The sequence below is a fragment of the Aestuariivirga sp. genome, assembly GCF_044239095.1.
In the GTDB taxonomy this organism is placed as follows: Bacteria; Pseudomonadota; Alphaproteobacteria; order Rhizobiales; family Aestuariivirgaceae; genus Aestuariivirga.
The window spans coordinates 1-13,533 of record NZ_JBIICB010000101.1; the positions used below are offsets into that span (position 1 = coordinate 1).

General features: G+C 65.3%; 9 protein-coding genes. 3 read left to right on the forward strand and 6 right to left on the reverse strand.

The window, feature by feature from the left end; translation table 11 throughout:
* Both ACILRA_RS10950 and ACILRA_RS10955 read left to right on the forward strand, forming a co-directional pair.
* Positions 1-700: radical SAM protein (locus ACILRA_RS10950; protein ID WP_395662137.1), on the forward strand; the 700-nt coding region annotated here is incomplete at its 5' end.
* Positions 697-1,701 (forward strand): hypothetical protein, encoded by a 1,005-nt coding sequence (locus ACILRA_RS10955; RefSeq protein ID WP_395662138.1) that lies wholly within the window; start codon positions 697-699, stop codon positions 1,699-1,701. The genes ACILRA_RS10950 and ACILRA_RS10955, both read left to right, overlap by 4 nt.
* Positions 1,702-1,704: 3 nt before the next feature.
* On the opposite strand, the gene ACILRA_RS10960 is transcribed toward ACILRA_RS10955, so the two are convergent.
* The 6 genes from ACILRA_RS10960 to ACILRA_RS10985 all read right to left on the reverse strand — a co-directional run bounded on the left by ACILRA_RS10960 (position 1,705) and on the right by ACILRA_RS10985 (position 9,981).
* Positions 1,705-2,514 carry a hypothetical protein gene (locus tag ACILRA_RS10960; protein WP_395662139.1) on the reverse strand — a complete coding sequence of 270 codons (810 nt, stop codon included), beginning with the start codon at positions 2,512-2,514 and terminating at the stop codon, positions 1,705-1,707.
* Between the two features lie 15 nt (positions 2,515-2,529).
* The gene (locus tag ACILRA_RS10965; RefSeq protein ID WP_395662140.1) at positions 2,530-3,792 is read right to left on the reverse strand and encodes an MgtC/SapB family protein; all 1,263 of its coding nucleotides are present in this window, start codon (positions 3,790-3,792) and stop codon (positions 2,530-2,532) included.
* A gap of 11 nt (positions 3,793-3,803) precedes the next feature.
* A complete protein-coding gene (locus ACILRA_RS10970; protein WP_395662141.1) occupies positions 3,804-4,814 on the reverse strand; it encodes an aromatic ring-hydroxylating dioxygenase subunit alpha in 1,011 nt (336 codons plus the stop codon).
* Positions 4,815-4,857: 43 nt separating this feature from the next.
* A protein-coding gene (prfB, locus tag ACILRA_RS10975; RefSeq protein ID WP_395662142.1) for a peptide chain release factor 2 occupies positions 4,858-5,989 on the reverse strand; the annotation gives its coding sequence in 2 pieces (ribosomal slippage) (positions 4,858-5,919 and positions 5,921-5,989; 1,131 coding nt in all).
* Positions 5,990-6,024: 35 nt separating this feature from the next.
* Positions 6,025-8,553 (reverse strand): penicillin-binding protein 1A, encoded by a 2,529-nt coding sequence (locus ACILRA_RS10980; RefSeq protein ID WP_395662143.1) that lies wholly within the window; start codon positions 8,551-8,553, stop codon positions 6,025-6,027.
* 117 nt (positions 8,554-8,670) lie between these two features.
* Entirely contained in the window at positions 8,671-9,981 is a 1,311-nt protein-coding gene (locus ACILRA_RS10985; RefSeq protein ID WP_395662144.1) for an N-acetylmuramoyl-L-alanine amidase, read from the reverse strand.
* Between the two features lie 531 nt (positions 9,982-10,512).
* Here ACILRA_RS10985 and ACILRA_RS10990 point away from each other — a divergent pair.
* Positions 10,513-13,314, forward strand: a complete 2,802-nt coding sequence (locus ACILRA_RS10990) for a ribonuclease E/G (RefSeq protein ID WP_395662145.1) — start codon at positions 10,513-10,515, stop codon at positions 13,312-13,314.
* Positions 13,315-13,533: the final 219 nt, after the last annotated feature.

Sequence of the window (13,533 nt, forward strand, 5' to 3'; positions counted from 1 at the left end):
AGTGCGGGCGAAGTTCTATGACATGGCGAAGGAGCTGGGCGAGCTGGGTGCGTGGGTGCGCATGCATTACGTCTACCCCTACCCGCATGTGGACGACGTGATCCCGCTGATGGCGGAGGGCAAGATCCTTCCCTATCTCGACATTCCCTTCCAGCATGCAGCACCGAACGTTCTGAAGGCCATGAAGCGCCCGGCCAACCAGGAGAAGGTGCTGGACCGGCTGGCCTCCTGGCGGAAGATCTGCCCGGACATCGCCATCCGCTCCACCTTCATCGTCGGCTTCCCCGGCGAGACGGATGCGGATTTCGAATATCTGCTGGATTGGATGAAGGAAGCCCGCATCGAGCGCGCCGGCTGCTTCAAATATGAGCCCGTCTCAGGCGCCAAGGCCAACGACCTCGGACTGCCCCAGGTGCCGGACGAGGTGAAGCAGGAACGCTGGGAGCGCTTCATGCAGGCCCAGCAGGCGATCTCGTCGGACATATTCGAGGGCAAGGTCGGCCGCGAGATCGACGTGCTGGTGGATGAGATCGACGAGGAAAACGATGAAGCCATCGCCCGCTCCCCCTGGGATGCGCCGGAGATCGACGGCAACGTGTTCCTGCCGGGCGAGACGGAGTTGAAGCCGGGCGACATGGTCCGTGTACGGATTGTCGAGGCGGAGGAGTATGACCTGGTGGGCGAGCGGGTCACGCAATGAACGCAGGCCTCGAAGCCGCAGTTTCCGCAGGCGTGATTGACCGCGCGACGGCACAACGGCTCGAGCCCTATCTTGCGGGCACTCCTCCTGCGCCGGAGGACGCGGACCCGGATGACGAGAAGCTCAGGCTGGTCACCGGGTTCAACGACATTTTCGTCACCATCGGCATCCTGATGTTTCTGGGCGCGCTCACCTTTCTGACCTTCTCCTTCCCGATCATTGCGGCGGCTGCCTGGGCGCTGGCGGAGTTCTTCACGCGCAGGCGGCGGATGGCGCTGCCGAGCATCGTGCTGCTCATCGCCTTCGTGGGCGGGGTCTTCCTCAGCGTGCAGGCACCGTTCTCGCAGTCATTATGGGTGGGAAGCGCGCTTCATGATTCACCCGGTCTCACCGTCATTGCCGGCATCGCGGCGGCCATCGCAGCGGGCGTGCATTGGTGGCGCTTCCAGGTGCCGATCACCGTAGCGGCGGGTGTTGCTGCCCTGTTGGCGATACTCGTGGCGCTGACCTGGATCTTCACGCCCGACCTGCTGGCCAACCATCCGCTCGCGGTGTTCCTGCCGGCGGGCATTGCGGTTTTCGCGCTGGCCATGTGGTTCGATGCGCGCGACCTGAAGCGCCAGACGCGCCGCACCGACGTGGCCTTCTGGCTGCACCTGCTCGCCGCCCCCCTGATCGTGCATCCTCTGCTGACGGGAGTGATGAAGGGCGATCCTACGGTTGGCGAGGCCAGTCAGGTGATCGTGGCTTTCCTTCTCCTTGCCGTGGTGGCGCTGGTAATTGACCGCCGGGCAATGCTGGTCTCATGCCTGGTCTATCTCGCCTATGCGGCGGGAACACTCATCCAGGCGGCAGGCGCGCAGTCATCTTCATTCGCATTCTCGACGCTGGCGGTCGGTGCCGTGGTGCTCATGCTGTCGGCCGCATGGCGGCCGCTGCGCCGCGCCTTCATGGGGCTGCTGCCGCAATCTCTCAGGAGCAGGCTGCCCGCCGTGGCATAAGGCTTAAGGACGATCCGCAAAGGCCCGGTAATGCCCCGCCGCCACGGAGGTGATGAAGAACATCGCCATAAAGACGAGAATGCCCATCAGCGCGAAGGCCACGGGCTTGACCCAGGGCTGCGGCAAATTCTGCTGGGCGAAGAAGGCCCCCGCCCCGATGGCGCCTGCGATGGCCAGCGTGAAGATGAGCCAGAAGGTGAAGCCCAGATAGGCCATGCGGTTCTTGGCGGTCACCTTCCAGGCGGTGCGGATGCTGTAGTCCCTGTCTCCCACTGCGATGGAGGCGAGCCAGCTGGACAGGCGGTAGAAGGTGAACAGTGCCGATAGGCCGAAGAGCACCGCCAATATGATGCCGAGCGGCTTCGCGGCGGGGCCGAGATGAGGTTCCAGCGCCGGGGGTGCCAGGACTGCAAAGCCGTAAGCCGCGCCCGCATAGAGCGCCAGCACCACGAGCAGCAACACGAACCCCGCGAAATAGCGCCAGACAACGCCATCAAGCCTGACCCATTGGAGGCGGCGCGGCCTCTCGCCCAGCAGCACGCGACGGTGCCAGTTCACCGCAATCGAGAAGGAGGCGATGAGCACAGCCGCCCCCAGCAGGATGAGCCCCGCCATGGCGGCGGCAGGCAGCGCCTTGACGTCCGGCACGCCATTCCGGAAGGCGAGGAACCATGCCAGTGCGACAAGCGGCGACAGCAGCACCAGCCAGGACAGCGCCAGCCCCAGCCCGAAGAAGAAATGGCGGAACACGGCGGCAATCGAGAACTCGATGGCCTCCATGGGTGCGAGGCTGCGGCGGGTGGTGTCGGTCATCGGGTCAGGTCCAACTCATGCGTTGAGGGAGGGTAGCAGGAAAAAGGCGGCCGCCGCCACGGCGATGGCGGCGAGGTTGAAGACCAAAAGCAAAAGCCCCAGCCGCGAGGCACCCGCATACCAGGCATAGGCCGATTTTGCGATGCTGTTGACGGCAATGGCGATCAGCACCGCGGCAACGCCCGCGGCGCTGACGGGCCCCATGCCGGCAACCGAGAGCGTGACCGCGTCAACATCGGCAAGGCCAGAGATGGCGGCAACCACCATGAGGCCGCTGTTGCCATAAACACTCCTGGCGATGCCCGCCGCCAGCATGACCGCGGCCAGCACCGCGCCGAAGCGCAGCACCTCGGAAAGCAGGAAGGGGTTCTTGTGGACCAGGTCTTCGGGGCCGGCACCGCCCTTGCCTTCTTGCCCGATGAGAAACATCGCCGCGATCGCCTGCACCAGCGCCGCCAGGAGAAGCGGCACGGCGAGCGCCAGTGACAGCGGCAGGTTGACTGCACCCGCCAGCACGAGAACGCGCAACAGCATCACCGCGCCGGACCCGAGGATCGCGCCCGTGAGGAGACGCACCCGCTCCGGATTTTCCCGCGCCAGCCGGGCGAGCGTGAGGGTCACCACGGTGGAGGAGACGAGCCCGCCCGCCGCCGCCGAGACCACGACCCCGCGCGACGGCCCCAGAAGCTTCACCGCGACATAGCCGAGGAACGACACGGCGGCGATCAGGATGGTGATGAGCCAGAGCTCATGCAGGTTGAGCGCACCCCAGGGGTCCAGCGCATGGTTGGGCAGCAGCGGGAGCGCGATGAAGGTCATGGCGGCGAGCAGCAGGCCCGAGCGGAGCTCCGTCCAGGTGATGCGCGCCAGAAAGCCATGGAGTTGGCGCTTGTAGGCGAGAAGGCTCACGGTCGCGACACCAGCACCCGCGGCTATCGCCATCTCGCCCAGCACGGCCACCGCGCCCAGCATGAAGGTGAGCAGCGCGGCGATCAGTGTGGTGGCGCTGAAGTCGCCCTCGCGCTCACCCTCGCGCCACATGAAGGCGGCAAGGACCGCCCCCGTCAGCAGGAAGCCAGCCGAGAGCAGGATACGGTCTCCCCCCAATGACAGCATGCCGAAGATGCCGCCGAGAAGACCGATCAGCGAAAAGGTGCGAAGCCCCGCGGTGCGATGCCCCTCGCCCTCCTCGCGCTCCTTCCAGCCGCGCTCGAGGCCGATGACGAAGCCGAGCGCCAGGGCCAGTCCGAGACGTGTTGCAAGGTCCAAGATGCCCATCGCATTGAGGCCTACGGCGCCGCGCCGAGGCTTTCCTTCACCCGTTCCTGGAAATAATGAACGCCCTGCTCATGGCGCGGCGACAGCGGGCCAGCACTGTAGTTGCCCGCCTCGTAATTGCGGTGGGTGCTAACACAGATCTCATAGTCCTCGCGCACCACGGCGAGGTTGCGCGCGATGGTGTCGCTGCGCATGTCATCCAGCGCCGGGGAAAGATCGGCGAAATAGAAGTGGTAGAGCTGCTCGGTGCGCTTCGTGCCGATGGGGTTGATGCGCGAGGTGTTCATGCCGCCCTCGAACAGCGAGAGCGTCCAGTTGGGCCACATCCACAGCCACTTGCCGCGGTAGAAGAGGCCCTCGCGCGGGGGCGCGGTCATGCGGATGAAGCCCTTGTGCGCGGTGGTCTTGAACTCCTCGAAGTTGATGGCGGCGAAGAACTTCGGATGAATGCCGGGGATGTGGTAACCCTCGACGAAATTGTCGGTGTAGATCTTCCAGTTGGCGTCGAAGTTCACGGTTTCGGAGCGCACGGACTGATAGGTTTCGATCGGCTCGTCCGCCAGTTCCGCCACGAGTTCGCCGAGCTGCGAGAGCAGGTCTTCCTGCGGGTCGATCGCCACAAAGAGCAGCCCGCGCCATTGCGCCACCCGGATGGGTTCGAGCGGCCAATCCTCCGGCTTGAAGTCCGGTTCCGTGCCGAACCACGGCGCGTTCAGGAGGCGGCCATCATCGGCGAAGACCCATTGGTGATAGGGGCAGCGGATGGTGGCGCAGCGGCCCGTGCCCTCCTCCAGCAACTGCGCGCCGCGGTGGCGGCACACATTGCGGAAGGCGCGCAATTCACCGTCACGGCCACGGATGGCGAAGACCTTGATGCCCGCAATGTCCGCGGCAACATACTGGCCGCGCTCGGCCACCTGTGCGGCAGGCCCCAGCATCTGCCATGTCCTGGCGAAGATTTCGCTCCGCTCACGCGGCAGGACGGCGGGATCGACATAAAAGCGCGGGTCGAGATTAAGCATGTGGGACACTCCTCCTTGCGGAACAGTGCCCCAGCCATGGCGGCTATTCAATATCCTCGATCACCTGGTCGCCGCCGCCCTTGACCTTGTGGGCGAGGGACGCCTGGATGAAGTCTTCAACGCCGCCGTCGAGCACGTCGCCTGGTGAGGTGGAGGTGTGGCCGGTGCGCAGGTCCTTCACCAGCTGGTAGGGCTGCAGCACGTAGGAGCGGATCTGGTGGCCCCAGCCGATGTCGGTCTTCTTGGCGTTGGCTGCGTCGATCTTTTCCTGCTGCTTCTGCAGCTCCATCTCGTAGAGGCGGGCCTTCAGCATCTTGAGCGCGGTGGCGCGGTTCTTGTGCTGTGAGCGCTCAGCCTGGCAGGCGACGATGATGCCGGTGGGCATGTGCGTGATGCGCACCGCCGAGTCTGTGGTGTTGACGTGCTGGCCGCCAGCGCCGCTGGCGCGGTAGGTATCGACCTTCAGGTCGGACTCGACCACCACGATGTCAATGTTGTCGTCCACCACCGGATAGACCCAGACGGAGGCGAAGGAGGTGTGGCGCCGCGCGTTCGAATCATAGGGCGAGATGCGCACGAGACGGTGCACGCCCGATTCGGTCTTGAGCTTGCCGTAGGCGTTGTGGCCCTTGATCTGCAGCGTGCAGGACTTGATGCCCGCCTCTTCGCCGGGATGCTCGTCCAGCACCTCGGCCTTGTAGCCGTATTTGTTGGCATAGCGCATGTACATGCGCATCAGCATCGAGGCCCAGTCCTGGCTCTCGGTGCCGCCGGCGCCGGCGTTGATCTGGAGATAGGCGTCATTCGAATCCGCCTCGCCCGACAGCAGCGTCTCGATCTCGGTCTCGGCCACCTTGGGCTTGAGCGACAGAAGCGACTTCTCGGCTTCCGTGACGATTGCCTGGTCGCCTTCCATCTCGCCCATCTCGATCAGCTCGGTGTTGTCGGCGATCGAGCGTTCGAGGTCCTGGATCATCTTGATCCGGCTGTCGAGATCCTGCCGCTTGCGCATGATCTCCTGCGCCTTCTGCGGATCGTTCCAGATCGACGGGTCTTCGGATTTGGCGTTCAGTTCGGCGAGACGGCGGAGGGCATTGTCCCAGTCAAAGATGCCTCCTCAGCAGTCCGATGGACTGCTTCATGTCGTCGACGAGCGACGAGATTTCAGCGCGCATGATACCTGCTCAATTTGAAAGTATGTCGAAGGCGCTCAATAGAGGCCGCCGCCCTGCCCCGTCAACCCGGGATCGGCGGGGGCTGCGGGGGCTGCGGGTTCCACAGGCTGCCCATCCTGCGAAGGCGGAACCAGCACGACGCCGCCGTCCGGGTTCTGTGCTTCGGCCGTGACCGTCTTCTCGCCGATGATCTTGGTCGAATCGGGTGGCTCGTCGCCCGGCTTGAAGGCCTCCAGGATGACACCCTCCTGACCGAAGATGGCGCGCGTGCCGGAGGTGGCGTCGATCGGTATCAGCTCGATGGCGCGCGGCACGCGGAAGGGCGTTGCCGGCTTGTCGCGCAGCGCCATGCGCATGAAGTCCGCCACGATCGGGGAGGCAAGTTCGCCGCCCGTGCGGCCGCGGCCCATCGGTTGCGGATTGTCGTAGCCGATATAGGTGCCGACCACGAGGTCGGGGGTGTAACCAATGAACCACGCGTCGCGCTCGTCGTTCGACGTGCCGGTCTTGCCGGCCACAGGCTTGCCGACGAGCCTCATGCGCTTGCCGGTGCCACGCTCGACCACGCCCTCCATCATCGAGGTGATCTGGTAGGCGGTGTAAGGGCTCATCACCTGCTCGCGCACATCGAGCAGTTCGGGCTCGGGCAGGCTGGGGTTCCAGGCTTCCGGCGAACAACCGGCGCAGTCACGCTTGTCGTGGCGGAAAATGGTGCGGCCATAACGGTCCTGGATGCGGTCGATCAGCGTGGCCTGGACTGCCTTGCCGCCATTGTCGATGATGGCGTAAGCAGTGACCATCCTGAGCAGCGTCGTCTCGCCCGCGCCCAGCGCCATCGCCAGCTGGCGCGGCAGTCTGTCGTAGACTCCGAGCCTCGTCGCGAGGTCGATGATCTTGGTCATGCCGAGCTCGTCGGCGAGCCGCACCGTCATGACGTTTCGCGACTGCTCGATGCCGCGGCGCAGCGTCGAGGGTCCATAGAACTTGTTCTGGTAGTTCTTGGGCCGCCACATCGAGCCGTCCGCCATCTTGAACTCCACCGGCGCGTCGAGCACCACGGAGGCTGGCGAATAGCCGTTGTCGAGCGCCGCCGCATAGACGATCGGCTTGAAGGACGATCCCGGCTGGCGCTGCGCCTGGACGGCGCGGTTGAACTGGCTGCGTCCATAGGAAAAGCCGCCGACCATGGCCAGCACGCGGCCCGTATGCGGGTCCATGGCCACCAGCGCCCCGTCGACGTCCGGCATCTGCATCAGGTGGAAATCGCCGGCGTCCTTGGAGGGCGCGGCATAGACGATGTCACCCGGGTTGAGCACGGCGGAGACCTGCGTCACCTCCGGGCCGAGCTTCGAGCCGTCGACATAGGCGCGTGCCCATTTAACGTGCTCGAGGGTCATCCTTCCGGTCTCCCGCTCGGGCGAGAGCTTGCCGTCGGGCATGGTCCTCGGCTGCAGCCCGATGCGGGCTTCCGCGTCATTGACGTCAAGAACGATGGCAAGCCGCCACGGGGCCACGTCAGCCGGCACCTTGCGGTCCTTCAGCAAATCGCCCCAGTCGGCTTCAGCGCCGAGTTCACGCTTCGCAACAGGCCCGCGGTAGCCACGCTTGCGGTCAAGCCCAAGCAGGCCCCTGGCCAGCGCCTGGCGGGCATAGAGCTGCAACTTGGGATCGAGCGTGGTGCGCACCGAGAGCCCGCCCTTCTCCAGCTTGTCCTTTCCGTAGATGTCGATGAGCTCGCGGCGCACCTCCTCCGCGAAGCTTTCCGCCGCGAAGAGCTGGGCGCCGAAGGGCCGCGGGTTGACCTCGAGGGGCTTCTCCTGGGCCTGCTTCATCTCCTCTTCGGTGATGTAGCCGTTCTCGAACATCTGGAGCAGAACCCAGTTGCGCCGCTCCGTGGCGCGCTTCTTCTGGCGGAAGGGGTGGTAGTTGTTGGGGCCCTTCGGCAGCGCCGCGAGATAGGCAAGCTCCTCCAGCGAAAGCTCGTCCAGCGACTTGCCGAAATAGTTGAGGGAGGCGGCGGCGACGCCATAGGAATTGAGGCCCAGGAAGATCTCGTTCAGGTAGAGCTCAAGGATACGGTCCTTGGAGAAGGTATGCTCGATGCGCTGGACGAGCAGCGCTTCCTTGAGCTTGCGATCGAGCGAGCGCTCATTGGTGAGCAGGAAGTTCTTGGCCACCTGCTGGGTGATGGTGGACGCGCCGACGATCTGACCCTTGCCGGTGAACTTCACCTGCGCATAGCGGTAGGCGGCGGCCGCGATGCCCTGCCAGTCGAGCCCCGAATGGGTGAAGAAGGTCTTGTCCTCGGCCGAGATGAAGGCCTCGATCAGGCGCCTGGGCATCTGGTTCACCGGAACGAAGAGCCGGCGTTCCTGGGCGTATTCGGCAAGCAGAGAGCCGTCCGCGGCATGGATGCGGGTCATGACGGGCGGCTCGTAGTTGGCGAGCTGCTTGTAGTCCGGAAGATCCTTCGAGGCGTGCCAGATCACATAGCCGGCCGCCATCGCTCCAGCGAGGAACACAAGGAAGCCAACCGTGAAGAGCCAGCCGAGAAAACGAAGCATTCCGAGTGCGCCACCTGCTAAAGAGCCGTTCCGCCCGATATCACAACCGGGGGAACCTTTAATAATGAATTCGCTAGTGGCGGATTGTGGCCTCGAGGTGGCAGAGCCTGCCGGCGGTCAGGGACTGTTCGCGGCGAGCTGGCGCGAGAAGAACTTCTCGATGGCGCGCGCCATGGCCTTGGCCACCCGCTCCCGCCAGGCGGGGTCATTCAGCTGCTTTTCATCCTGGCGGCTCGACAGGTAGCCCAGTTCGACCAGCACCGAGGGCACGTCCGGCGCCTTCAGCACCACAAAACCCGCGGAGCGCATGGGCTTTCCCGTAAAGGGTGTAACAGGCTTCATCTCTGCAACCGCCTTTTTGGCGAAAACGAGGGCGTGGGTCTTCGATTCACGCTGCAAGAGGTCGATCAGAATGTCGGTGACCGCCTCGCTTTCGGCCTCGAGGTGGACGCCGGCGATGATGTCAGCGCGGTTTTCCTTGTGGGCGAGCGCCTCGGCCTCGGCATCCGACGCCGTCTCGGACAGGGTATAGATGGTAGCACCCCGCGCCTCCGGCCCGCGCACCGTGTCGGCATGGATGGCGATGAACAAATCAGCCTGGTGTTCCCGCGCAACGCGAACCCGGTCCCGCAGCGAGAGGAAGCTGTCGTCCGAGCGGGTCATGACGACATCGACCTTGCCGGAGGCCTCGAGCATCCGCTTGAGCTCCAGCCCATAGGCCAGCACCACGTCCTTCTCACGCGTCTTGTGGAAGCCGATGGCGCCCGGGTCGATGCCGCCATGGCCAGGATCGATCACGACGAGACGCCGGCCCTCGGGGCGCGTTCGGACAGGTTCTTCCTCGGGAAGGGCGCTGGCCTCGCGGCCAGGGCGCGGCTTCGGCTTCGGGATGATCACGCCGGCCGCCCCGCCGGTCGCGGCGAGCGCCAGGGCCTCGTCGGCCTTCAGTCGCCGGGCGAACGCCTTTTCATCCGTCCTGACGAGATCGACGACGATCCGGGCTGGCTGCCCGGCGGCCGGCTCCAGCAGAAAGGATTTTTCGATGAGAACCGGCCCGCGGGTGTCCAGCACGATGCGGGAGCGGCCCTCGGCCACTGGCCCGTAGCGGAACTCGCTGACGAGCCCCAGCGTGCTGCGGCCCGCCTCGGGCGCAAGTGCGAAGGCGACCGCCGGAAGGTCGATCATCACCCGGTATGGGTCAGCAAGCACATAGGCGGTGAAGCCCACGGGAGCTGAGAGGTCGGCCACGAAACGGGTGCGGTTCTCATCACCCGCCACCCTGGCGGCGATGGCAGAGGGTGCGCCGGAGGTCTCCGCCGCTTTGGCCGGTGCACCCGGCAGAACGAGCAGAATCAGCGCGGCCATGACTGCCGAAGCCAGCAGGCGGACTGCGGCTGGTGTCACGGGCAAGGCTTTACTGATGCGCATGGGTCGGGGCGGGCTCTGCATGTCGGGGGCTTTGCGGCAAAGGCTAGGCCCTACAGGGTTAATCAATGGTTTCCACGAAGGCTTCAGGCAGGTTTCGGGAGACCGGACGACGGGAAAGCTTGCATTCCCGGACCCCTCCGCCTAAAAGGCAGGCGTCTCCCGAGAGTCAGGGCCGCGAATCCGCGGCGGATATGACAGGGCGTCAGATTTCGCGGAGAGCGAGGGTCCGGTGGCACCATGTGCCAGCCTCGCTTCACGCGGCTAGAGCGCGGTCCCACGGGGGGACCGGCCGCTCGTCAAACCGTTCCGCCAAGGCGGAACATGAAGGACAATCCTGGGCATGTCCCACGCCACGACGAGAGCGCTGCAGGAGGTCCGGCCAATGCCGGGTCCGGCAGCTGGTTTTTCTCCGTCGCTTTGGCCATCCGGCATGCCCCATTCGCGCTGCAGCACCCCCAAATCCCTGAGGCCTCTCCGGTCCGGAGCGGAGAACCTGTCGGCTTTGCCGTGCTGGCGCAGAGGAATTTACCCATGGGCAGCAAAATGCTCATCGATGCAAGCCACCCCGAGGAGACCCGCGTGGTCGTCCTCAAGGGAAACCGCATCGAGGAATTCGACTTCGAAAGCGCTTCCCGCCGCCAGCTGAAGGGCAACATCTACCTCGCCAAGGTGACGCGCGTAGAGCCGTCGCTCCAGGCTGCCTTCATCGAGTATGGTGGCAACCGGCACGGCTTCCTGGCCTTCTCCGAAATCCACCCTGACTACTACCAGATCCCGCTTGCCGACCGCCTGGCATTGCTCCAGGCCGAGGAAGAGGAACACGCCCGCGAGAACGAGGAGGACGACGAGGAGGCCGGCAACGGTCAGCGCGGCCAGCGCCGCGGCCGTGACCGCGACCGCCGCCGCCGCAGCGAACCCGAAGACACGGGCGGGGAAGTCACAACCGTCGCCGAAGACCATGATGGCGACACCCACGCCGAAGAGCACGAGAGCGAAGCCAGCTACGCCTACTCGGCTGATGAGTCTGAGGAGTCTGAGGACCAGACCAACGGGCCAGAGGACGAGGGCGATGCGTCAGGGGGCGATGAGTCCGAGGACGAGGGCACGCCACGGGCTGAGCCGATGGCCATCACCCACGATGACCCCTCCATTTCAGAGCCGGTCGAGCCTGACGCGGCGGGCACGGAGCCTGAAGCAGGCGAGCGCGAGGCGCAGCTCGAGGCGGAAGCGATCGCCCCTGCCCCGTCGACCGAGCACGGCATGCCGGGTGAACTCGGCAATGGCATCGAGGAAGTGAACGAGGATCCGGAGGCAGCCCGCGTCGAATCGATCGGTGCGGAAGACGCGCTGGAAGAAGTTCCCCAGCGCCGCCGCAAGGTGCAGCGCAAGCAGTACAAGATCCAGGAAGTGATCAAGCGCCGCCAGGTGATCCTGGTGCAGGTCGTGAAGGAAGAGCGCGGCAACAAGGGTGCGGCGCTGACCACCTATCTCTCGCTTGCCGGACGCTATTGCGTGCTGATGCCCAACACCGCGAGGGGCGGCGGCATTTCCCGCAAGATCACCGACTCAGGTGACCGCCGCCGCCTCAAGGAAGTGGCGAAGGAAATCGAGGTGCCGCAGGGCATGGGGCTCATCGTGCGCACCGCCGGCGCCCAGCGCACCAAGACCGAGATCAAGCGCGACTATGATTATCTTCTCCGCCTCTGGGAATCGGTGCGTGACCTGACGCTGAAGAGCCAGGCCCCCGCCCTCGTCTATGAAGAGGGAAGCCTGGTGAAGCGCGCCATCCGCGACCTTTATACCAAGGACGTGGACGAGGTGATCGTCGAGGGTGATGACGCATACCGTGAAGTGAAAGACTTCATGAAGATGCTGATGCCCAGCCACGCCAAGAACGTGAAGCCCTACAAGGACACGCGCCCGCTGTTCTCGCGCTATCAGGCGGAAAGCCAGCTGGACGGGCTCTATTCCCCGACCGTGACGCTGCCGTCAGGCGGCTACATGGTGATCAACCAGACGGAAGCCCTCGTCTCTGTCGACATCAACTCCGGCAAGTCGACGCGCGAGCACAACATCGAAGACACGGCGCTGAGGACGAACCTCGAGGCCGCCGACGAGATCGCCCGCCAGCTGCGCCTCCGCGATCTGGCAGGCCTCGTGGTCATCGACTTCATCGACATGGAGGAGAAGCGCAACAACCGCAACGTCGAGCGCCGCCTCAAGGAAGCCCTGAAGAACGACCGCGCGCGCATTCAGGTCGGGCACATCAGCCATTTCGGCCTTCTCGAAATGTCGCGCCAGCGCCTGCGCCCGGGCCTTCTCGAAGGCTCGTCGCGCACCTGCCCGCATTGCGAAGGCCGCGGCATCGTGCGCTCGGTTTCATCCTGCGGACTGTCCGTGCTGCGGGCGATCGAGGAGTATCTCATTGCGCGCAAGCCCGAGAACCTCACCGTCAAGTGCACGCGCGAGATCGCCTTCTACATCCTGAATGAGAAGCGCGATAACCTGCTCTCGATCGAGACGACCTATGGCATCTCGGTGTTCATCGTGCCCAGCGACGAGCTGAAGGGATCGCAAGCCCTGATCGAGCGGGCGCCAGAGCGCAACACGCCGCCGCGCAAGGTGATTGCTGCCCCGGTCCGCATCGACTCCGCCTTTGAGGAAGACGAAGAGACGGAAGAAGAAGCCGAGACCGAAGAGCTACAGGACAATGACGCCGAGGAGCAGGACGACGAGTCTTCCGACGCCTCCGGCGGGGAGCGCCAGCAGCAGGGCAATGGCGACAGGCCGGAAGGCGGCAAGCGCCGCCGCCGCCGCCGTGGCCGCCGCGGCGGGCGCAACCGCGAGGATCAGCAGCCCGGGCAGCAGGACATGGCGGAAGACGGCACGCCGTCTTTCGCCATGGCAGGCGAGATGGACGAAGGCGGGGACGCAGACGACGCGGACCAGCCCGCCATGCCGGCCGGCAACACAGTGACCGCCGCCGGGGACGATGCAGCCGGCGCCACGACCGAGGATGGCGGCGAGCGCGGCCGCTCCGGCCGCCCCCGCCGGGACCGTTGGGGCCGTGGCCGTGGCGAAGACCGTGGCCGCCGTCCAGCCCGTGGCGGCGCGGACGAGATGCCCGTGCACGAGGAAGCAGCGGAGACCGCTGCCGCCCCGCCCGCGACCCCCGCACCCACACCGCCTGCCCCTGCCCCGATCCCGGCGCCGGTGGCAGAGGCTGCACCTCAGCCCGAACCGGAACCGGCCCGCCGCTGGCAGCCGCCAGCCCCCACGATCGCCCCCGCCCTTGCCGAACGCAAGACCGGCTGGTGGAGCAAGAAGACCTGACGGCCGCAGGCCGCAAAGCCGCCAAAAACAAAGAGCCCGGCGCAAAGCCGGGCTCTTTTTCGTTCAGTGGCGTGTGCCGTCAGAAGGACTAATGTCTTGATCGATAAATATGTATGATCATGCCCTGATTTGATTTGGGGGCATGAGATGGGCAAGCCTGCTGTTAGGATTGTTTTGGAGCCGTCGCAGCGGACGGAACTGGAGCGGTTGGTTCGGGCG